The sequence below is a fragment of the Mycolicibacterium novocastrense genome, assembly GCF_001570485.1.
GTDB classification, from domain to species: domain Bacteria; phylum Actinomycetota; class Actinomycetes; order Mycobacteriales; family Mycobacteriaceae; genus Mycobacterium; species Mycobacterium novocastrense.
Genome location: NZ_BCTA01000036.1, coordinates 460,348 through 481,061, shown reverse-complemented (window position 1 = coordinate 481,061; position 20,714 = coordinate 460,348). Strand labels below are relative to the sequence as shown.

Genomic DNA, 20,714 nt, shown 5'->3' with positions numbered 1-20,714 from the left:
GTCAGGCGGGCGACTCCTCGGGCGTCCACGCCTGCGGCAACGCGGGGCTCCCCGGGAACAGGAAGTCGACGAAAGCCTTTGCGGTGGGCTGTGGTTCGTGATTGGCCAACCCGGGGCGCTCGTTGGCCTCGATGAAGACGTACTCCGGCTCGGTGACGTCGGGGACCAGCAGATCGATCCCGGTGACGGGTATGCCGATCGCGTGCGCGGCCCGCACCGCGACGTCACACAGGTGAGGGTGCACCTTCGCGGTGACGTCGTGAATGGTGCCGCCCTGGTGCAGGTTCGCGGTGCGCCGCACTCGCAACCGCTCACCTTCGGGAAGTACGTCGTCGAACGACCAACCCGCTTCGGTGACCGTTGACTCGGTGACCGCGTCGATCGGGATGCGGGATTCACCGCCCGTGGCCGCCGCCCGGCGCCGGCTCTGCGCCTCGATCAGCTCGCGCACCGTGTGGTGTCCGGTCCCGACGACCTCGGCGGGCCTGCGTAGTGCTGCGGCCACCACCTTGCCGTCGATGACCACCAGCCGCAGGTCGTCGCCCGGTGCCCGCTGCTCGATCAGCACGTGCGGGTGTTCCTGGCGGGCGCGAGCCAGCGCTGCATCCAAGTCCTCGGCGCTGCTGATACCGACGGTGATGCCCTTGCCCTGCTCACCCCGGGTCGGTTTGACCACGACGTCACCGACCTCCTCGAGGAACTCGTGATCCCGCTTGTCGAAGGTCGCCAACCTGCCCTTGGGCACCGCGATGCCGGCCTCGGCCACCAGTCGCCTGGTGAGTCGCTTGTCGTCGCAGCGCGCCATCGCCACCGCGGAGGTGAACTCCGACAAGGATTCCCGGGTGATGACGGTGCGGCCGCCGTGCGACAGGCGCATCTCGCCGGCTTCGGCGTCGAGCACCTCGACCCAGATGCCGCGGCGCATCGCCTCGTCGGCGATGATCCGCGCGTACGGATTGAGGTCTTCCACGGTTTCGGGTGGATGGGTGAACAGCGGTTCGTTGATCGCGTTCTTCCGCTTGACCGCCATCACCGGCACCCGCTCGAAACCGAGCTTCTCGTAAAGCGAGATCGCCGCGGCGTTGTCATGGCTGACCGACAGGTCCATGTAGGCGCGGCCACGTTCGCGGTAGATCGCGGCCAGCGCCCGGGTGAGCGCGGCGCCGACACCGGGCAGGCTCGTCGTCGGGTCGACGGCCAGCGTCCACAGGCTCGAACCGTTCTCCGGATCGGAGAACAGCCGTTTGTGGTCGACACCGGTCACGGTGCCCAGCACGGAGCCGTCGTCGTCACGCACCGCGACCAGGTAGTCGAGGGCGTCCTGGGTCTGGTGGTTGTTCCACAGCACGTCGACGGGCGCGGGCACCATGCCGCAGCGCACGTACACGCGGTTCATCTCGTCGGCGTCGTCGGCGCTCTGCAGGGAGCGCACCGAGAACCCGGTCGGCGACTTGCCGGGGTCGGGGTCCTCGGTGAACCGGAGCCGGTAGGTGTGGCTGGGGTCGATGAACAGTTCGGCGGGCGCCATCGACACCAGGACGTGGGGTTCGCGGGCGTAGATGCAGATGTCGCGTCTGCCGTGTCCCTCATGCCTGAGCACCTCGGCCAGCTTGCCGGGGTCGGTGAACGTCTGGCCGAAAATGAGCCGCCCCCAACCCATTTCGATGACGACGTCGTCGGCCATCGCGTCGACGAGATGCTGCGGTGACGCGTCGTGCAAGCCGAGGGTGATCGCTTCGGTCTGCTCTGCGTCGGGTCCGAGCGCCGTCATGCCGCGGGCCCCGTGATGCCGTGTCGCTGCAACCACAGTTCGAGCAGCGCCAGTTGCCACAGTTCGTTTCCGCGCAGCGGCGTCAGGCGTCCGTTCGGGTCGGCGAGCAACCGGTCGATCGCGGCGGGTCGGAACAGGGCGCGTTCCTTTGCGGCGGGCGCGTACAGCGCGTCACGCACCATGTCCAGGTACGGGCCCTCGAGATGGGTGAGCGCAGGCACCGGGAAGTAGCCCTTCGGTCGGTCGATGACGTCGGACGGAATCACCTGGCGCGCGGCCTGCTTCAACACACCCTTGCCTTCGTGCGCGATCTTCAGCTCGGGTGGACACGTGGCGGCGAGCTCGACGAGTTCGTGGTCGAGGAACGGCACGCGACCCTCGAGACCCCACGCCATGGTCATGTTGTCGACGCGCTTGACCGGATCGTCGACGAGCATGACGGTGGTGTCCAGGCGCAGACCGCGGTCGATGCCGGTCTCGGCGCCCGCCCGCGCGAAGTGCTCGGTGACGAAGTCCAGGCTCGGGTCGCCGTCGACGGCGAACGCCGGTGTCACCAGCGCGTCGTAGCCCGCGCGGTCGCGGTCGAAGAACGCCTTGCGGTAGCTGGCCACCGCTCCCTCGACCGTGGCCGCGTCCGGGCCGCCCAGCGGGGGATACCAGTGGTATCCGGCGAACACCTCGTCGGCGCCCTGACCCGATTGCACGACCTTGACGTGCTTGGCCACCTCCTGGCTGAGCAGATAGAACGCGACGCAGTCGTGGCTGACCATCGGTTCGCTCATGGCGCCGATCGCCCCGTCGAGTGCGGGCAGCATGCGGTCGGTGCCGATGCGGATCTGGTGGTGGTCGGTGCCGAACCGCTCGGCGATGATGTCGGAGTATTTGAATTCGTCGCCGGCCACACCGCCGACCGATTCGAAGCCGATCGAGAACGTCGCCAGCCCGTGCTGACCCGCCTCGGCGAGCAGGCCGACGATCAGGCTGGAGTCGACGCCGCCGGAGAGCAGGCACCCCACCGGAACGTCGGCGACCAGGCGTCGGTCGACGGCGACGCGCAACGCGTCGAGAACGGCGTCCTCCCAGTCCTTTTCGGACCAGTCGGCCCGGTCGGGGTTGCGGGTGAAGTCGGGCTCCCAGTACGTCCTCGTCGTGCGGCGGCCGTCCGGCTCGATCGCGATCAGCGACGCCGGCGGCACTTTGGTGACACCACGCAGAATCGTGCGCGGGGCGGGCACCACCGAGTGGAACGTCATGTAGTGGTGCAGCGCGATCGGATCGATGCGGGTGTCGATGTCGCCGCCGGCGAGCAGGGCGGGCAGCGACGAGGCGAACCGGATGCGGTTGGAATTCTCGCTGATGTACAGCGGTTTGATGCCGAGCCGGTCGCGGCCGAGCAGCACCCGGCCGCTGTCGCGCTCGACGATCGCGAACGCGAACATGCCGAAGAGGTGGTCGACGAACCGGTCGCCCCAGTGGTGATACGCCTTGAGCAGCACCTCGGTGTCGCTGTGCGAGAAGAACCGGTAGCCGTGTTCGCTGAGTTCGCGGCGCAGCTGCTTGTAATTGTAGATGCAGCCGTTCCACGCGATCGCCAACCCCAGCTCGGAGTCGAGCATGGGTTGGCCGCCCGCTTCGGACAGATCGATGATTTTCAGGCGACGGTGACCTAGCGCGACCCTGCCCTGTGACCACGCGCCCGCCGAGTCGGGACCCCTGGGTGTCATCGCCTCGGCCATCGCCGAGACAGCTGCTACATCAGGTACCCGGCCGTCGAGACGCACCTCGCCGGTGGCTCCACACACGCCCTCGACATTACCCTTGTTGACGGCAGCGAAACCTGTTACGGGTGTGACGTGGGTCTAGTTAGCGCTGGTCGGACGGCAAAAATGCCATCGCCGTTCGCCGTCCGGGCAATATGCGGGGCCCCGGTGGCTCAGTCTGTGTGGCCCTTGAGAATCTCGTCCTCGATGGTGCCGCCGAGGCCTTCGGCGCCGGGGTCGTAACCGTGCAGGCCCCCGGTGACGGCGTACTCCTCCTCGGGCGACAGCACCAGGCGGTGCCTGCCGTAGAAGCCGAACACCAGCAGTCCCAGGACGTAGAAGATGACGATCGCGATGACCGCGGGCCGGTAGTCCGGGTTGACGAGCACGCCGACGAATGTCACCGCCGCGATGACCAGCGCGACGACCGCACCCCCGTTGCCGGTCGGGCTCACCCACGGTCGTCGGGCGTTGGGGAACTTGCGGCGCAGCAGGATGAACGAGATCATCTGCAACCCGTACGCCAGCACCGCACCCCACACCGCGATGTTGAGGACCACTGCTCCGGCACCCTCGTTGTAGTCGACGATGAGCAGCGCCACGAAACCGATGACCGCCCCCGCCAGCAGCGCGACATACGGCGTCTGCCGAGAACCGGTCAGAGACAACGTCTTCGGGTAGTAGCCGGCCCGGCTCAGCGAGTACATGTTGCGGCCGTAGGCGTACATGATGCCCTGCAGGCTGGCCAGCAGCCCGATCAACGCGAACGCCGACAGCACCGCGGCGAGGTTGGCGGGCAGGAACGCACGGAAGCCGTCGAGCAGAGGTTCGTCCGAGCTGCCCAGTGCCTCCGACCCGGTCACCGCCGGATTGAGGAAGAACACGATCGCACCGCAGCCGATGAGCGAGACCAGTCCCCAGATGCCGGCGCGGGGAATGTCGCGGGCCGGGTCGTGGGCCTCCTCGGCGGCCAGCGGGAGTTCCTCGATGCCCAGGAAGAACCACATCGCGAACGGCATCGCGTAGAGGATCGCGACCCAGCCGAACGGCAGGAACGTCGAGGAACCCGCGGCGGCCGGATCCGGCGCGATGTCGAACAGTTTGGAAAAGTCCACCGCGCCGTTGGCGATGGCCAGGATGCCGAACAACACCAGGATGCCGATCGAGATGATCGCGACGATGAGGGCGAACTTGAACGAGATCTCCGCGCCCCATGAGTTCAGCCCGACGAAGATCGCATACAGGATGATCCACCACACCCACATCGGCAGGGAGAGGTTGAACAGGTCGGTCGTGACGGCGTTGGCGTAGGAGGCCGAGAAGTAGACGATCACTGCGGTGGTGAACACGTACTCGATGGTTTCGGCGAACCCGGTGACGAAGCCGCCCCACGGTCCCATCGCGGCGCGGGCGAATGAGTAGGCCCCACCGGTATGGGGCATGGCCGCCGACATCTCCCCGATCGAGAAGAGCATGCCGAAATACATGATCACGATGACGACGGAGGCGATCGCCAAGCCGCCCCATCCGGCCGCGCCGATGCCGAAGTTCCAGCCGGAGAAGTCACCGGAGATGACCGCGGCGACGCCGATTCCCCACAGGCCCCAGAAGCCGGCGGTGCGTTTGAGTTGCCGCTTCTCGAAGTAGCCGTCGCCCGCTTGGCTGTACGTGACTCCACCCGAGCTCTTCATCTTGTCGGCCACGGATTTGGTCTCCTTCTCGCGGTGACGAGGCATAGGGAGAATAAACTTGCAAAGGTCTGGTGTCCTACCTTTGGAAGTGACATCTCGGTAAAAGACTTGCGCGCACGCCGGACCGAGTCACAGCCAATGGTTGACTACCCGCAATCTCGCGCTGTCGAAGGAAAGGCCCCACCACGGATGAGCGTCACATCGGGCATGTTGTCGCAGGCCGATCTCGAGCGCATGGTCGCAGACGGCGAGATCGACACGGTGATCGTCGCGTTCTGCGATATGCAGGGCAGGCTCACTGGCAAGCGGGTGTCGTCCCGGCTGTTCCTCGAGGAGGTCGCCGAGCACGGCGCAGAATGCTGCAACTATCTGATGGCCGTCGACGTCGACATGAACACCGTTGACGGGTACTCGATGTCGAGTTGGGAGACCGGCTACGGCGACATGGTGATGACGCCGGACTTCTCGACGCTGCGGCGCATCCCGTGGCTGCCGGGCACCGCGATGGTGATGGCCGACCTGAATTGGCACGACGGCAAACCGGTGGAGCAGGCCCCGCGAAGCATCCTCAACCGCCAGATCGACCGGCTCGCCGACCTTGGCCTGGTGCCCTATGTCGGGACCGAACTCGAGTTCATGGTGTTCGACGACGGCTTCCGCGAGGCGTGGGCCAAGGGGTACCGGGGGTTGACGGCGGCCTCGGACTACAACGTCGACTACGCGATGCTGGGCTCGACCCGGATGGAGCCGTTGCTGCGCGACATCCGGGTCGGCATGACCGGTGCGGGCATGTACTGCGAGGGCGTCAAGGGGGAGTGCAATCTCGGCCAGCAGGAGATCGCGTTCCGCTTCGACCATGCCCGTGTGACCTGTGATAACCACACGATCTACAAGAACGGCGCCAAGGAGATCGCCGACCAGCACGGCAAAAGCCTGACGTTCATGGCGAAATTCGATGAGCGCGAAGGCAACAGCTGTCATGTGCACATCTCGCTGCGGGGCGACGACGGCAGTCCAGACGGTTCAGCGGTGTTCGCCGACGAGTCCGATCCGCTCGGCATGTCGCCGATGTTCCGCAGCTTCGTGGCCGGACAGCTGGCCACCCTGCGGGAGCTGACGCTGTTCTACGCGCCGAACATCAACTCCTACAAGCGGTTCGTCGACGCCAGTTTCGCCCCGACCGCGATCGCGTGGGGTCTGGACAACCGGACCTGTGCGCTGCGCGTCGTCGGCCACGGCCACGGCATGCGGATGGAGAACCGGGCCCCGGGCGGTGACGTCAACCAGTACCTGGCCGTATCGGCGTTGATTGCCGGCGGCCTGTACGGCATCGAACGCGAACTCGAGTTGTCCGATCCCATTGAGGGCAATGCGTACACCAGTGGCGTCGAACGGCTTCCGACCACCCTCGCCGAGGCCGCGGCGCTGTTCGAGAAGTCCGAGGTCGCACGGGCCGCATTCGGCGACGAGGTCGTCGAGCACTATCTCAACAACGCCCGCGTCGAGTTGGCCGCGTTCAACGCCGCCGTCACGGACTGGGAGAGGGTTCGCGGCTTTGAGCGGCTCTGACATCCCGGCGAGACCGGTGCTCGGATTGACCACCTACCTGCAGCAGGCACAGACCGGGGTGTGGGACGTGCGGGCCAGCTTCTTGCCCGCGATCTACTTCGAGGGCGTCGAACTGGCCGGCGGCATCTCGGTTCTGCTTCCGCCGCAACGCGTTGACGACCACATCGCCGACCGGTTGCTCGACGGGCTCGACGGCGTCGTCATCACCGGTGGGCGCGACGTCGTTCCCGCTCACTACGGCCAGAACCCGCACCCGGCCACCGACGCCGACACCGAGGACAACCGACGCCGTGACCAGTTCGAGTTCGCGCTGGTGCGCGGCGCGATGCGGCGCGGCATGCCGGTGCTGGGCATCTGCCGCGGCGCCCAGGTCCTCAACGTCGCGCTGGGCGGCACACTGCACCAGCACCTGCCCGACGTCATCGGCCACACCCGCCACCAGCAGGGCAACGCGGTGTTCACCACGTCGACGGTCCGCACCCTGCCGGGCACGCGGCTGGCCGAGCTCATCGGGGAGTCGTCGGACGCGCAGTGCTACCACCACCAGGCCATCGACCGACTCGGCGACGGGCTGGTGATCAGCGCGCAGGACGACGACGGGGTCATCGAGGCGGTCGAACTACCGGGTGAGCATTTCGTGCTGGCCGTGCAGTGGCATCCCGAAGAGCGCCTCGACGACCTGCGGCTGTTCGCCGCCGTCGTCGAAGCGGCGGACGCATACGCGAGAGAAAGGGCGAATGCTTGAGCACATCCGATGTGATCAACCCGGCGACCGAGGAGCTGCTGGTTTCCGTCGAGCAGACCGACGAGGCCGCGGTCGACGATGCGGTGGCCAGGGCGAAAGCCGCACAACGGGATTGGGCGCGACAGGCGCCGGCCGAGCGGGCGGCCGCACTGCGTGCGTTCGCGGCGACGGTCGACGCGCACATCGACGAGTTGGCGGCGCTCGAGGTCGCCAACTCCGGGCACCCCATCGGTAACGCCGAGTGGGAGGCCGGCCATGCCCGCGATGTGCTGCAGTTCTACGCCGCCGCACCGGAGCGCCTGTCGGGCAAGCAGATTCCCGTCGCGGGCGGCATCGACGTGACCTTCAACGAGCCGCTCGGAGTGGTCGGCGTCATCACGCCGTGGAATTTCCCGATGACCATCGCCTCCTGGGGTTTCGCGCCCGCGCTCGCCGCGGGCAACGCGGTGCTGATCAAACCCGCCGAGTGGACGCCGCTCACCACGATCCGGCTGGGGGAGTTGGCCGTCGAGGCGGGGATCCCCGCCGACCTGTTCCGTGTGCTGCCCGGCAAGGGCTCGGTGGTCGGGGAACGCTTTGTCTCGCACCCCGACGTGCGCAAGGTCGTGTTCACCGGCTCAACCGAGGTCGGCACCCGGGTCATGGCGGGTGCGGCCAAACAGGTCAAACGGGTCACCCTCGAACTCGGCGGTAAGAGCGCCAACATCGTCTTCGAGGACTGCGACCTGGAACAGGCAGCGGCCACCGCGCCCTACGGGGTGTTCGACAACGCCGGTCAGGACTGTTGCGCGCGTAGCCGAATCCTGGTGCAGCGCACCGTCTACGACCGCTTCATGGAGCTGTTCGAGCCCGCGGTCAAGGGTGTCGTGGTCGGCGACCCGCGCGCCAAGGACACCGAGATGGGCCCGCTGGTGTCACAGGGGCACTGGAACACCGTGGCCTCGTTCGTGCCCGACGACGCGCCCGTCGCGTTCCGCGGGTCGGCTCCCTCGGGGCCCGGGTACTGGTTTCCGCCGACAGTGTTGACGCCGCAGCGCACCGACCGAACGGTGCGCGAGGAGATCTTCGGCCCGGTGGTCACCGTGCTGCCGTTCGACGACGAGGCCGACGCGATCGCGCTCGCCAACGACACCCCCTACGGGTTGTCCGGATCGATCTGGACCGAGAACCTGTCGCGGGCGGTGCGGGTGTCGCGGGCGGTGGAAGCGGGCAACCTGTCGGTCAATTCGCATTCCTCGGTGCGGTACAACACGCCGTTCGGCGGCTTCAAACAATCCGGCCTCGGACGCGAACTGGGCCCGGATGCACCGCTGTCGTTCACCGAAACCAAAAACGTCTTCATTGCCGTGCAGGAGGCACCCTAGATGGATCTGACGCAACGCTTGGCGGGCAAGGTCGCCGTCATCACCGGCGGCGCCAGCGGCATCGGCCTGGCCAGCGCCAAGCGGATGACGGCCGAGGGCGCGACCGTCGTCATCGGCGACATCGACCCGACGGCGGGAAAAACTGTCGCCGACGATCTGAACGGCACCTTCGTCCAGGTCGACGTCTCCGACCCGGTGGCCGTGGACGAGCTGTTCGACACGGCCGCCGAAACGCACGGATCCGTCGACATCGCATTCAACAACGCGGGCATCAGCCCGCCCGAGGACGAACTGATCGAGAACACCGGCATCGACGCGTGGCAGCGGGTGCAGGACGTCAACCTCAAGTCGGTGTTCTTGTGCTGCAAGGCGGCGCTGCGCCACATGGTGCCGCAGCAGAAGGGCTCGATCATCAACACGGCTTCCTTTGTGGCGGTAGTGGGTTCGGCGACATCGCAGATCTCCTACACCGCCTCCAAGGGCGGTGTGCTCACAATGTCGCGTGAACTGGGCGTGCAGTACGCGCGCCAGGGGATCAGGGTCAACGCGCTGTGCCCGGGACCGGTGAACACCCCGCTGCTGCGCGAGCTGTTCGCCAAGGATCCCGAACGCGCCGCGCGACGGCTGGTGCACGTCCCGGTCGGGCGGTTCGCCGAACCCGAGGAAATCGGTGCGGCGGTTGCGTTTCTGGCCAGCGACGACGCGTCGTTCGTCACCGCCTCGTCGTTCCTCGTCGACGGCGGCATCAACGGTCACTACGTCACCCCGCTGTAGTCATGTCGGCTGACTCGGAGGTGCCGGTGGCGCACGTCGGCTTCACCGCGGAGGCGGCGGCCGAAGCGCTGCTGCGCCCGGTGCGTGGGGGTAACGCCTTTGAAGACACCGTCGCCCGGCTCCTGCAGACCATCCGGCTCGGCGTGCTGGCGCCCGGTGAGTGCCTACCGCCCGAGCGTGAACTCGCCTCACGGCTCGGGGTCAGCCGTGACACCGTGCGCGAGGCGATCAAGTCGTTGTCCGACGCGGGCTACCTGGTGTCGCGGCGTGGACGGTACGGCGGGACGTTCCTCGCCGACGAGCTGCCGCGATCCACGGGTGAGGCCGATGCGGTCACATGCGCCGAGATCGACGACGCGTTGCGGCTGCGCGAGATCCTGGAGGTCGGCGCCGCGCGGATGGCGGCCACCCGGACCCTCGCCGCTGCCGAACGCGAGGTGCTGTGGGCCCGGATGACCGATGTCCGCGCCGCCGCCCCCGACGACTACCGCCGTCTCGACTCGCGCCTGCACCTGGCCATCGCCGAAGCAGCCGGGTCGCCGTCGCTGGTCCCGCTACTGGCCGAGAACAGGATGCGGCTCAACGCCCTGCTGGACCAGATCCCCCTACTGCCGCGCAACATCGCCCATTCCGACGAGCAGCACGAGGCGATCGTCCTCGCGATCCTCGCCGGTGATGCCGACGGCGCGGCATCGGCGATGCGTGCCCACGTCGAAGGGTCGGCCGCGCTACTACACGGCTTCCTCGACTAGCACCGCGCCGACATTCCTCGCGAGCGCGCGCGTCGGTAGCCGACACGCCGGTCATTTTTCGGCATTCGCGCACGGTCATGCGCCCGCGAGCGCGCACAACGGCGCTACATTGAGTCTCGTGAACGAGCCCGTCGGCCAGGTGGACGTCGAACGCGCATCGTCCGCGCTGGCCGACGTCGATACCGCCAGCTGGACGCAGCGGTTCGATCTGTTGTCTGACCCGCATCGCCTCGAGATCCTGCTCACGTTGCATCGGGTACCGGGGATCCGCGTCGGAGACCTTGCATCGGCATTGGGCCGGTCGGAAAACGCCGTCTCGCAAGCGCTCCGCGTGTTGCGCCAGCAGGGCTGGGTCAGCGCCACGCGGGTGGGACGGGCCGTCAGTTACCGCCTCGACGACGAGATCGTCCACGACCTGCTGCACTGGATCGGCGCCCGGCACGGGTAGCGCCCCGTCGTTCGGGCCGGATTTCCTCTGTCGCAGTAAGAGAACCTTTCCGGCATGGACCCGCAAGGGCTGCCTGGTTCTCGACGACCGTGCGGCGCCCGCGGGCGTCCGTGGCACGCAGACGCGTCAATGCGCAGGCCAGGCCCGCTGTGCCGTTCGGCGGACGCCGTGCCGGCACGTGGAGCAAGCTGTAGCGCGTGGCGGTGGAGTTCCGCGTACTCGGGGATGTCGAGGCGTACGTTGACGGGCGGCGCCTCGAGATCGGCCATGTCCGCCAGCGCTGTGTACTGGTCGCGTTGCTGGTCGATGTCAATCACACGGTCACGACGGACCAGGTGATCGATCGGGTGTGGGCGCATGAACCCCCACACAACGCACGTAATGCGCTTGCCGCCTACATGTCTCGGCTGCGCAATCTGTTCGCCGGGATCGACCAGGTCCAGATCCTGCGCCAGCCCGGTGGGTATCTGCTGTCGGCAGAGGCATCGACCGTCGATCTGCACCGCTTCCACCGGCTGGTCTCGATTGCCCGTACAACGGTGGATCCGGCCGAGTCCGCGGCGCTGTTCGACGAGGCCCTGAACCTTTGGCGCGGCGAACCGTTCGCCTCGCTCGACACACCCTGGTTTACCAACGTCCGCACTTCTCTTGAAGTCGAACGCTTTTCGGTTGTCCTCGACCGCAATGACGCGGCACTGGCTGCCGGGCACCACGCGCAGATCGTCGGTGAGCTCACTACTGCGCTGCGGGTCCACCCACTCGACGAACGCCTCGCCGCGCAGCTGATGCTGGCGCAGTACCGCAGCGGTCGCCAAGCCGAAGCGTTGGACACCTTCCGGCAGATGCGCGACCGACTAGTCGAGGAACTGGGCGTGGACCCCAGCCCACCGCTGAGCGCCGCCTACCAGCGCATCCTCGACGGTGACCGAAACGCCCCGCCCGCCGTCGCGCGTACGGCCGAAGCGCCCGCGGCGCAACCGCCCGCGGCTGCTCTACCGCGCCGAATGACCACATTCGTCGGACGTCAGGCGGAAGTCGAGGGCATCAGGGAGGCGCTATCGGGCGGCCCGCTCGTGACGCTGACAGGTGTGGGTGGTGTTGGCAAGACCCGGCTGGCGCTCGAGGTCGCCGCGCACATCGGCGAGAGCTTCGGCGATGGGGTAGTCCTCTGCGAGCTCGCACCCGTCAACGCCGGTAGCGCGATCGGCCACGCGGTCGCCGCTGCGCTGCATCTGCAGCAACGCCAAGGGCTCGATATCGACGCGACCGTGATCGAATACCTGAGCACGCGCGAGCTGTTGCTGATCGTCGACAACTGTGAACATCTCCTCGACGCGGCCGCCGCACTGATCGAGCGGATCGTCACTCGATGCCGGCGCGTTACCGTGTTGGCCACCAGCCGGGAGGCGCTGGGAGTCGACGGGGAACGCCTGGTGGTGGTGCCGCCGTTGGGCGCCGAGGATGCCGCTGTGCTGTTCGCCGACCGCGCCCGCGCAGGCCGGCCCGACTTCGACCCCGATGCGGAGCCCGTCGGAGCCATCGCCGAGATCTGCAGGCAGCTCGACGGTCTGCCGTTGGCAATCGAATTGGCCGCGGCCAGGATTCGGGTGATGAACAGCCTCGACCTCGCCCGGCGGCTGGACAGTCTGCGGCTGCTGCGCGGCGGTGTGCGGGGCTCGCTGCCCCGACAGCAGAGCCTCGCCGCGACGATCGACTGGTCGTATCGTCTGCTCGCGCCACCCGAGCAGAGGCTGTTCGTGCGCTTGTCGGTGTTCGCCGGTGGATTCGAACTGGACGCGGCCCATGGAGTGTGCGGTGAGGACGGTGCCACCGAAGAGGACACCCTCGATCTACTGACCGGCCTGGTGGACAAGTCGATGGTCGAGGTTCGCAGCGGTTCCATCAGGACCCGGTACGTCGTCTTGGAGACACTGCGGGCATACGGGCGGAACTGCTTGCGTGACAAGGATATCGAGAATGAAGTTGCCGCCCGTCATGCGAGGTACTTCACCGAGCTCGCCGAGCGAGCCGCGGTCGGCATGCATGGCCCCCAGGAGGGCGCTTGGGTCGAGCGGATGCTGCCCGACTATGACAATCTCCGCGTGGCGTTCGAGTGCGCCATGTCCGGCGGGAACGTCGATCTCGCATTACGTCTGGTCACTTCGCTGTCGGAACTCGTGCACCTGCGCATCGGTTACGAGTCTTCGGAATGGGCCGAACGTGCGCTCACGCTTGCCGATCCCGGTCATCCGCTGTTCGCAGCGGCCGTCGGATTCGCTTCCCGGGGTGCGTGGAACCGAGGCGAGGATCACCGCGTGGCCTCCTTGGCCGCGCTGGCCGACGGACGCAGTCCCGGCAGGGGTAGTGGCCGCGTGGCCTATCCGAGCGACGTGCTCGCCGACGCCGCCCTCTACCGAGGCGATCCGGCGACAGCGCTGACCCATTACGAGACCGAGATGGAACGGGCCCGTCGCGACGGCGACCCGATCCGCTTGGTGTGGTCGTTGTTTTACGTAGCCATCTGCCAGGCCGCGTTGCGCACTCCTGAGGCGGGCCACGGCGCAGCCCAGGAGGCCGTGGAGGTCGCCGATGCAAGCGGCAACCCAACCGCACGATCGATGGCCCGTTACGCGTTGGGACTGGTCTTGAAGAAGTCGGAACCGGACCGCGCACTGGTGCTCTTCGATGAGGCAGCTGACCTCGCCGCGGCCGTGCACAATTTCTGGTGGTACGGAATCGCCTTGATGGAGGCGACGGCGACGCGCGGAGTGCACCACGATCCATCAACTGCGGCAAGGCATTCCATCGACGTCCTCGACCATTGGAATCGGGTGGGGGACTGGAGCCAGCAATGGCTCAACCTCCGCTACGTCACCAGGCTGCTGGCCCGTCTTGGCGCGGACGATGACGCCCTGGCACTACACCACGCGCTGGTCAGCGCCGGGAAATCTTCGCCGCTCAGTGACAACACGGTGGCCGCCCTCGGCCTGCGTGCCCGCGCGTCCGAGGCGCATCCTCTGAACGGCGATGAGGCGGTGGCGAGGGCACGCCGTGCGCTGGCCGGATTCGCGTGAGCGGTCGTACGCGAATCCGGCCTTACCCTGACTGACTTGCTACTAGTCCTTCCGCGTCCCCGGTAACGTGGCGTCGCCCGGTCCGGTGGCCACCTGGCCGGGCAGCGGGGTCGGCGCGGTCTGCGCTGAACCCGCTTGCTCCACGCACCCGCTGTTGCCGCCCACCCACACACCGCCCGACCTGATGCAGCAAAACTTGTAGTCGTCCACATGGGTCGCAACATCGGCCGCCGTTCCGGCACTTTGCATGAATCTCTTGTCCGCCGCGGTTGCGCATCGGTCGTACTCCCCCTTGTTGAAGGCTGCTTGCGAAACTGCGGGCGCTGCGATGGCGCCGAAGGACATGGCGATCAGCGCCGCTCCGAAGATGGTGGCTGATGCATGCCTGTACCACCTGGACGCGATGGTCGCGCCCGCCGAGGTTTGCGGCTTCTGATTGAGGTGCATGATGTTCTCCTTCACTCCGGGGCCCGGCCTGTCCGTGGTCCCCTTGGCGACAGACACTGCGTTTCGGCGCTTCGGCACCTCTGACGCATTCATGAAATCGCCAGCTCTGCGGTCTGTAGGCAATGGTCGCGGGCAAAACGCTGTGCTCTCTGAACGACCGAAATCATGCGCTGAACTGCCGATTCAACAGTTGTTTCATCTTCGCCGCACGCCCGAAGGGCACGGTTCGGTCATCGCTGGAAGTACCGCAACCTGAACCCACGGAGACGAACATGAAGGACCACGCGACCCTTGGTTGGACAGGCCGTCAGCGCCACGCTCACGAGAAATCCGCTTCTGATCGAGTTGCCGGGTCCGAGGCCAACCGAGCCCTCAAGTCAAAACACCGCGTGCTGTGGGCGTCGGGTGACTACCCGGCCGTCGCCGCCGAACTGATTCCCGCCCTGGGGCCTGAGCTGGTTCGGGCCTGCAACGTGCGACCCGGCGATCGGGTCCTCGACGTCGCGGCGGGATCGGGAAACGCGGCCATCCCGGCCGCCGAGCTCGGTGCCGTCGTGACTGCGAGCGATATCACCCCGGAACTGTTCGACGCCGGACGCCGAATCGCCGGCGAGCGTGGCTTGAACCTGGAGTGGGTTGAGGGCGACGCGGAGGCTTTGCCGTTCGCCGACAACAGCTTCGACATCGTGATGTCGTGTGTCGGTGCGATGTTCGCGCCGGACCATCAGGCGACCGCCGACGAGTTACTCCGCGTCACCCGTGCGGGCGGGACGATGGGGATGCTGAACTGGACACCCGGAGGCTTCATCGGAAAGCTCTTCGCGACCCTGAAGCCGTACGCGCCGCCGCCACCACCCGCGGCGACGCCCCCTCCGCTGTGGGGCGACGAGGAGCACGTTCGCGAGTTGTTGGGTGCTCGCGTCACCGACCTCACGCTGAGGCGTCAGACCGTGCGAATGGACCACTGCGCCACCCCCCTCGAGTTCCGCGAGTACTGGAAACGCAACTACGGACCGACGATCGCGGCGTACCGGTTCAGCGAGGACGACCCCAGCCGCGTCGAAGCCCTCGACCGCGACTTCCTGGTATATCTCGAGCGCAGCGCCCGGGGCAGTGCCGGACGGGCGTTCTGGGAAGCCGAGTACCTCGTGGTGACCGCCATCAAGGTATAGACGTCAAAACGGCCGTGGCATCACGCGACCGGTCACCACGAACCGTCTGAACACCTGTTCAGCTAGACAGGTGTTCGGTGGGAGCTCTAGGCTCGCGGGGTGACCCATTCGTACGTCGCGATGCACATGAGCGACGGCATCGTCAACGCCCCGACCTCCGTCGTCTTCGGCGTCATCGCCGTCGCCGCCGTCGCGTTCTGCGCGGCCAAAGCCCGAAACGAACTCGATGAGCGCACGGTGCCGCTGGCAGGGCTCGTTGCGGCGTTCATCTTCGCTGTGCAGATGATCAACTTCCCGATTCTCCCCGGTGTCAGCGGCCACCTGCTCGGCGGCGCGCTCGCCGCGATCCTCGTCGGCCCGTTCACCGGGGCGCTGTGTATCGCGATCGTGCTGGTCGTGCAGGCGCTGCTGTTCGCCGACGGGGGTGTGACGGCGCTGGGCACCAACATCGTCAACATGGCGGTGATCGGTTTGGTCGCGGGCTACGGGACCGCTGTGCTCCTGTACTCCGTTGCGCGCAGGCGCCGGGACGTCCCGGTCGCCGGGCTGGGCACCATCGCGTTCGTCGCCGCACTGATCGGCACCGTTTGTGCAGCAATGGGATTCGTCGTCGAATATGCGATCGGTGGAGCGGCCACCACGTCGCTCGGCGCGGTCAGCGGCTACATGCTCGGCACACATGCGCTGATCGGCATCGGGGAGGGCGTGATCACCGCGGTCACCGTGATGGCGGTCGCCCGTTCGCGTCCCGACCTGGTCTACCTGCTGCGCCGGAGCCGGCAGGAGGTCGCGGTATGAGGTCGCGCTGGCAGTTCTGGGCGGTGTTCGCGGTCGTCACGCTCTTGATCGCCGGTGTGGTGTCCTACTTCGCCAGTTCCAGCCCTGACGGGCTCGACTCGACGACGCTGCGCGGATGCGAGGTCGTCGAGACCGCCGACGGCGAGCAACTCACCGGCGAGTGCATCGCGCAGCACGCCGAGGAACACAGCCTGGCGTCGTCCCCGCTCGCCGACTACGCGATCGGTGGACGCGACGGCACCGGTGGGATCGCCGGGATCATCGGCGTGCTCGCGACGGTCGTCGTCGCCGGCTCGGTGTTCTGGCTGATTGCGCGCAGCCGCAAAGTGACCGACCGCAACGGATCCAGCTGACCATGGGCGCGGGCGCTCATCCCCTCTACAGGCACGACGAGTCTGTCGTGCACCGAGCGCCCGCCGAGGTGAAGGTCGTCTGCCTTCTGGTGTTCGTGCTCGCGGTCGTCGCGACACCGCGGGAGATGTTCTGGCCCTTCGCCGTCTACGCCGCGATCGTCGTCGGGGTTTGGCGGCTGGCACGAATTCCGCTGCGGTGGGTCCTGCCGCGGATGCTGATCGAAGCGCCGTTTCTCGTCCTGGCCGTGCTGCTGCCGTTCGCCGAGGGGGGCGAGCGCATCGACGTTGCGGGGATGCAGCTCTCGGTTGCCGGGTTGTGGGCGGCATGGGGCATCGTCATCAAGGGCACCCTCGGGGTCGCGGCGGCCTTGACTCTGGCCGCCACCACCTCGACGACCGAATTGCCCACCGCGCTGGGCCGGCTCGGTGTGCCCGCGGTCGCGACGTCGGTTCTGGTGCTGATGATTCGGTACGTCGACCTGCTGGCCGCCGAGACGAGCCGGATGCGTATGGCACGCATCTCGCGTGGCGATTCGCCGCGCGCCCTGCATCAGGCGGGCGCCATCGCCAAGGGCATCGGCGCACTGTTTCTGCGGTCCTATGAACGGGGTGAGCGGGTCTACGTCGCGATGCTGTCGCGCGGGTTCGACGGCAACGCACCGGATCTGGCTGTGATCGGCGCGCCACCACGGGCGGTCGCGTCGCAGTGGGTGATCGTGATGACACCGGCCGTAGCCGCGGTCGCGGTTGCGACGGCCGCGTGGGTGTTGTGATGGACGCGATCACGATCGAGAGCCTGCGCCACGTGTACCCGGACGGTCACGTGGCCCTCGACGGTGTCGACCTGACCGTGTCCCGCGGGGAACGCATCGCCGTGCTGGGCCCGAACGGCGCGGGCAAGACCACTCTCATGCTGCACCTCAACGGTGTACTCGCCGCGACATCGGGCACGGTGCGGATCGGCGATGTGGCGCTGTCCCGCAAAACACTTCACGATGTGCGCAGGCGCGTGGGCCTCGTATTCCAAGACCCCGACGACCAATTGTTCATGCCGACCGTCGCTCAAGACGTGGCGTTCGGTCCCGCGAACTTCGGGTTGCGCGGCGACGAGCTGGCCGACCGGGTGCGAGAAGCGCTGGAGACGGTGTCGCTCACCGAAGAGGCCGACCGCAGCCCCACCCACCTGTCGGCGGGCCAGCGTCGCCGCGCGGCGTTGGCGACCGTGCTGGCATGCCGGCCCGACATACTCGTGCTCGACGAACCGTCGGCGAACCTCGATCCCGTCGCCCGCCGGGAATTGGCCGAGACATTGTCCGCGCTGGACTCCACGATGCTGATCGTCACCCACGACCTGCCCTACGCCGCCCAGCTGTGCGAGCGGGCGGTCGTGATGGACCACGGCGTGATCGTGGCCGACGGCTCCATCCGCGATGTCCTGGCCGACGCCGAACTGCTTGCCGCGCACCGGCTGGAGCTGCCGTGGGGCTTCGAGGTGCCGGCCCGCTAGCGACTAGTGCCGGCGCGAGGGCGGCCAGGGCGGCTCACCGCACAGCGCCAGCAAGGCGTTCTCGATGACCTCCGGCAGCGCGGGGTGGATCCAGTACTGCCCGCGCGCCATCTCCTGCGCGGGCAGGTCGAACGCCATGCCCTGGATGACCGGCTGGATCAGCGATGACGCCTGATGGCCCATGATGTGGGCGCCCAGGAGCAGTCCGGTGTCGTCGTCGACGATGAGCTTGGCGATACCCACGGTGTCCTCCATCGCCCATCCGTAGGCGACGTCCGCGTAGTCCTGGATCTTGACCCTGATCCGGAAACCCTGTGCGCGCGCCTCGTTTTCGGTCAATCCGACGCTGGCGATCTGCGGGTCGGTGAAGACTGCCGACGGCACATGACGGTGGTTGGCCGACATGAGCGCGTCCGTGTCATCCCAGTCCTGCAGCAGGTTGTGCTTGACCACCCGCGCTTCGTGGTTGGCCACATGCTTGAGCTGATAGTCCGAGGAAACGTCGCCGAGCGCGAAAACGCCGCGCGCCGTTGTGCGTTGATATTCGTCGACGACGACCTGTCCGCTCGCGGTCACCTTCACCCCGGCGTTCTCGGCGTCGAGCGTGTCACCGTTGGGGACGCGGCCGGTGGCCACCAACAGCGCGTCACCGCGCAGCGTCGAGCCGTCCTGGCAGGTGACTTCGACGCCGCCGTCGACCTCGCGCGCATCGACGAGCTCGTGATGGTTGCGCACTTCCCACTTCTTGGCGGCGATGTCGGTGAATCGCATCGCGATCTCGTCGTCGTGGCCGCGCAGCAGGCTGCTGCCGCGGATCAGCAGCGTGATGCGGCTGCCGAGTGAGGAGAAGATGTGGGCGAATTCGCAAGCGACATAACCGCCGCCGACGATGATGAGATGCTCGGGTAGATCGGTGATCCGCATGATCGTGTCGCTGGTGTGGTACGGCGCACCGCATTCGGTGACCGCGTCGGGCACCACCACCCGGGATCCGGCCGCGATCACCACCTGGTCGGCGGTGAACTCGTCGCCGTCGTCGGTGCGCAGCGCGTACCGGCCGTCGGGCCGGGTGGGCGCAAACCTGGTGTGGCTGGAGAACACCTGCACGTTCGGTGAGGAGCGGCGGTAGTTCTCTCCCGCGACGGCCAGCGGGTCGATCCGACCGAACACCCGCGAGACGATGTCGGGCCAGCGCACCGCGTCGATGTGCGCGTCGACGCCGTATCGCGCCGCGTCCCTGACGTTCTCGGCGATACCGGCCGCGTAGACGAACATCTTCGTCGGGATGCAGCCGACGTTCAGACAAGTGCCACCGAACACGTTCTTCTCGCAGATCGCGACCTTCTTGTCGATGTAGCGCTCGTCGAGAATGGCGTTGCCCGAGCCGGTGCCGATGATCGCGATGTCGAAGTGCGTCATGGTGACCAGCTTTCTGCAGAACGGCTGTCGGCGGCGCCGCGGGAGGCCGGGTCGAGGTACCAATCCAGCCACCGGTCCAGTTCGCCGTAGGCGGCCTGCCGCGCGTCTGGTACCGACAGGAACACGTCGTGCTTGGCATCGACGATGGGCACGATCGTGGTCCGGTTCCCGATGCACCCCGCCCATCGGGCGATCTGCCTGACGTCGAGCACCGCATCGCCCCGCTGAATCGCGTCGGGGTTCCTGATCTCACGCACACTGCGGTCCGAACGCAGGATGAGGTTGGGCACACCGACATCGAGACCGCGGTGAAGTTTCGCGTGGCCCCGGCGGATCGCGGCGATCCAGCCCGTGGTGACGGGGAAGCCGCCGACGGGCTTCCACTTCAGGTCGTAGTCGAAGTCACCGTGGTAGTCGCGGTGCAGCGACGAGCCGTATCCGCCCTCACTCGGCGGACGCACCACCAGGCGCTTGCTCACCCGCGAGACGGCGCCCAGCGCGGCGCGTGTCGGTGCCGCCCGCAGGATCGACGGTCCCTGCAGGTCAAGCCACGGGCTGTTCAGCACGAGGCCGCCGATGCGTCTACGCCCGGTCAGCCCGCCGCGACGCAACCGGTCCAGCCACAGCGACACGATGAGTCCACCGGCGGAGTGCCCGTAGACCAGGACCTCCGCCGGGGACACCGAGCCGATGATGTCGAGTGCACGTTCGAGTTCGACGTCGTAGCGGGCCAGGTCGGTGGTGAAGTGAGGTGTCTGGCCCTCGCGCCACGAACGTCCGCATTTGTGCAGGTCGATCGCGTAGAAGGCGAATCCCCGACCGGCGAAGTGGTCGGCGAGGTCGGTGTTGAAGAAGTAGTCGGTGAAGCCGTGTACCAACAGCACCGCGCGCGTGGCCGACCGATCCGGTTCGCCGCGGCGCACCAGGGTGGCGACGAGCTCGCCCTCCCCGTCCGGGTCCGCGCCGAGGGCCATCGTGTGTTGCCAGTAGCCCGGCAGCACGTCTGGCTTCCAGTCGAGCACGACAGCAACGATAGTCGCGACTGCCCGTGCCGCCGGGTGAAGCGGCGC

At 67.4% G+C, this 20,714-nt stretch carries 18 protein-coding genes; 12 read left to right on the top strand and 6 right to left on the bottom strand.

Going from position 1 to position 20,714, the window contains the following annotated elements; genetic code table 11:
• Nucleotide 1: 1 nt before the first annotated feature.
• The 3 genes from ngg to RMCN_RS15420 form a co-directional block, all read right to left on the bottom strand.
• The gene (ngg, locus tag RMCN_RS15430) at nucleotides 2–1,771 is read right to left on the bottom strand and encodes an N-acetylglutaminylglutamine synthetase (RefSeq protein ID WP_067390601.1); all 1,770 of its coding nucleotides are present in this window, start codon (nucleotides 1,769–1,771) and stop codon (nucleotides 2–4) included.
• Entirely contained in the window at nucleotides 1,768–3,573 is a 1,806-nt protein-coding gene (locus tag RMCN_RS15425) for an N-acetylglutaminylglutamine amidotransferase (RefSeq protein ID WP_067390598.1), read from the bottom strand. Before RMCN_RS15425 ends, ngg begins: the two co-directional genes overlap by 4 nt.
• Before the next feature lie 131 nt (nucleotides 3,574–3,704).
• The gene (locus RMCN_RS15420; RefSeq protein WP_110765864.1) at nucleotides 3,705–5,222 is read right to left on the bottom strand and encodes an amino acid permease; all 1,518 of its coding nucleotides are present in this window, start codon (nucleotides 5,220–5,222) and stop codon (nucleotides 3,705–3,707) included.
• Between the two features lie 189 nt (nucleotides 5,223–5,411).
• Here RMCN_RS15420 and RMCN_RS15415 point away from each other — a divergent pair, with 189 nt between their 5' ends.
• The 7 genes from RMCN_RS15415 (at nucleotide 5,412) to RMCN_RS15385 (ending at nucleotide 13,948) form a co-directional block, all read left to right on the top strand.
• Nucleotides 5,412–6,791, top strand: a complete 1,380-nt coding sequence (locus tag RMCN_RS15415) for a glutamine synthetase family protein (RefSeq protein ID WP_067390595.1) — start codon at nucleotides 5,412–5,414, stop codon at nucleotides 6,789–6,791.
• Entirely contained in the window at nucleotides 6,778–7,536 is a 759-nt protein-coding gene (locus RMCN_RS15410) for a gamma-glutamyl-gamma-aminobutyrate hydrolase family protein (protein WP_067390592.1), read from the top strand. The genes RMCN_RS15415 and RMCN_RS15410 overlap by 14 nt, the downstream gene beginning before the upstream one ends.
• Nucleotides 7,533–8,900 carry an aldehyde dehydrogenase family protein gene (locus RMCN_RS15405; protein ID WP_067390589.1) on the top strand — a complete coding sequence of 456 codons (1,368 nt, stop codon included), beginning with the start codon at nucleotides 7,533–7,535 and terminating at the stop codon, nucleotides 8,898–8,900. The genes RMCN_RS15410 and RMCN_RS15405 overlap by 4 nt, the downstream gene beginning before the upstream one ends.
• A complete protein-coding gene (locus tag RMCN_RS15400; protein ID WP_067390586.1) occupies nucleotides 8,901–9,674 on the top strand; it encodes a 3-oxoacyl-ACP reductase in 774 nt (257 codons plus the stop codon).
• Between the two features lie 2 nt (nucleotides 9,675–9,676).
• On the top strand, nucleotides 9,677–10,426 hold the full coding sequence (locus RMCN_RS15395; RefSeq protein ID WP_067390583.1) for a FadR/GntR family transcriptional regulator: 750 nt from the start codon (nucleotides 9,677–9,679) through the stop codon (nucleotides 10,424–10,426).
• A gap of 118 nt (nucleotides 10,427–10,544) precedes the next feature.
• A complete protein-coding gene (locus RMCN_RS15390) occupies nucleotides 10,545–10,874 on the top strand; it encodes an ArsR/SmtB family transcription factor (protein ID WP_165604444.1) in 330 nt (109 codons plus the stop codon).
• A 197-nt stretch (nucleotides 10,875–11,071) separates the two neighbouring features.
• Nucleotides 11,072–13,948, top strand: coding sequence for an ATP-binding protein (locus RMCN_RS15385; RefSeq protein WP_067390577.1), 2,877 nt, complete (start codon nucleotides 11,072–11,074; stop codon nucleotides 13,946–13,948).
• A 42-nt stretch (nucleotides 13,949–13,990) separates the two neighbouring features.
• On the opposite strand, the gene RMCN_RS15380 is transcribed toward RMCN_RS15385, so the two are convergent.
• The gene (locus RMCN_RS15380) at nucleotides 13,991–14,395 is read right to left on the bottom strand and encodes a hypothetical protein (RefSeq protein WP_131808553.1); all 405 of its coding nucleotides are present in this window, start codon (nucleotides 14,393–14,395) and stop codon (nucleotides 13,991–13,993) included.
• Nucleotides 14,396–14,784: 389 nt separating this feature from the next.
• Between RMCN_RS15380 and RMCN_RS15375 the strand changes: the two genes are divergently transcribed.
• The 5 genes from RMCN_RS15375 to RMCN_RS15355 all read left to right on the top strand — a co-directional run bounded on the left by RMCN_RS15375 (nucleotide 14,785) and on the right by RMCN_RS15355 (nucleotide 18,225).
• The gene (locus tag RMCN_RS15375; protein ID WP_067391183.1) at nucleotides 14,785–15,567 is read left to right on the top strand and encodes a class I SAM-dependent methyltransferase; all 783 of its coding nucleotides are present in this window, start codon (nucleotides 14,785–14,787) and stop codon (nucleotides 15,565–15,567) included.
• 120 nt (nucleotides 15,568–15,687) lie between these two features.
• Nucleotides 15,688–16,365, top strand: a complete 678-nt coding sequence (locus RMCN_RS15370) for an energy-coupling factor ABC transporter permease (RefSeq protein ID WP_067391180.1) — start codon at nucleotides 15,688–15,690, stop codon at nucleotides 16,363–16,365.
• Nucleotides 16,362–16,718, top strand: a complete 357-nt coding sequence (locus tag RMCN_RS15365) for a PDGLE domain-containing protein (RefSeq protein ID WP_067390570.1) — start codon at nucleotides 16,362–16,364, stop codon at nucleotides 16,716–16,718. The genes RMCN_RS15370 and RMCN_RS15365 overlap by 4 nt, the downstream gene beginning before the upstream one ends.
• 2 nt (nucleotides 16,719–16,720) lie before the next feature.
• Nucleotides 16,721–17,491, top strand: a complete 771-nt coding sequence (gene cbiQ / locus RMCN_RS15360; RefSeq protein WP_067390567.1) for a cobalt ECF transporter T component CbiQ — start codon at nucleotides 16,721–16,723, stop codon at nucleotides 17,489–17,491.
• Nucleotides 17,491–18,225: an energy-coupling factor ABC transporter ATP-binding protein gene (locus RMCN_RS15355; RefSeq protein WP_067390565.1), complete on the top strand. Its 735-nt coding sequence runs from the start codon at nucleotides 17,491–17,493 to the stop codon at nucleotides 18,223–18,225. The genes cbiQ and RMCN_RS15355 overlap by 1 nt, the downstream gene beginning before the upstream one ends.
• Before the next feature lie 3 nt (nucleotides 18,226–18,228).
• On the opposite strand, the gene mtr is transcribed toward RMCN_RS15355, so the two are convergent.
• A complete protein-coding gene (gene mtr, locus RMCN_RS15350; RefSeq protein WP_067390562.1) occupies nucleotides 18,229–19,644 on the bottom strand; it encodes a mycothione reductase in 1,416 nt (471 codons plus the stop codon).
• Entirely contained in the window at nucleotides 19,641–20,666 is a 1,026-nt protein-coding gene (locus tag RMCN_RS15345) for an alpha/beta hydrolase (RefSeq protein ID WP_110765842.1), read from the bottom strand. Before RMCN_RS15345 ends, mtr begins: the two co-directional genes overlap by 4 nt.
• Between the last annotated feature and the right edge of the window lie 48 nt (nucleotides 20,667–20,714).

Bases quoted from the DNA above. Each gene is read 5' to 3' on its own strand.
- RMCN_RS15400 (WP_067390586.1), top strand. From the start codon at position 8,901: ATGGATCTGACGCAACGCTTGGCGGGCAAGGTCGCCGTCATCACCGGC.
- RMCN_RS15355 (WP_067390565.1), top strand. From the start codon at position 17,491: ATGGACGCGATCACGATCGAGAGCCTGCGCCACGTGTACCCGGACGGT.
- RMCN_RS15365 (WP_067390570.1), top strand. From the start codon at position 16,362: ATGAGGTCGCGCTGGCAGTTCTGGGCGGTGTTCGCGGTCGTCACGCTC.
- ngg (WP_067390601.1), bottom strand. From the start codon at position 1,771: ATGACGGCGCTCGGACCCGACGCAGAGCAGACCGAAGCGATCACCCTC.
- RMCN_RS15395 (WP_067390583.1), top strand. From the start codon at position 9,677: ATGTCGGCTGACTCGGAGGTGCCGGTGGCGCACGTCGGCTTCACCGCG.
- mtr (WP_067390562.1), bottom strand. From the start codon at position 19,644: ATGACGCACTTCGACATCGCGATCATCGGCACCGGCTCGGGCAACGCC.
- RMCN_RS15415 (WP_067390595.1), top strand. From the start codon at position 5,412: ATGAGCGTCACATCGGGCATGTTGTCGCAGGCCGATCTCGAGCGCATG.
- RMCN_RS15370 (WP_067391180.1), top strand. From the start codon at position 15,688: ATGCACATGAGCGACGGCATCGTCAACGCCCCGACCTCCGTCGTCTTC.
- RMCN_RS15380 (WP_131808553.1), bottom strand. From the start codon at position 14,395: ATGCACCTCAATCAGAAGCCGCAAACCTCGGCGGGCGCGACCATCGCG.
- RMCN_RS15420 (WP_110765864.1), bottom strand. From the start codon at position 5,222: ATGAAGAGCTCGGGTGGAGTCACGTACAGCCAAGCGGGCGACGGCTAC.
- cbiQ (WP_067390567.1), top strand. From the start codon at position 16,721: ATGGGCGCGGGCGCTCATCCCCTCTACAGGCACGACGAGTCTGTCGTG.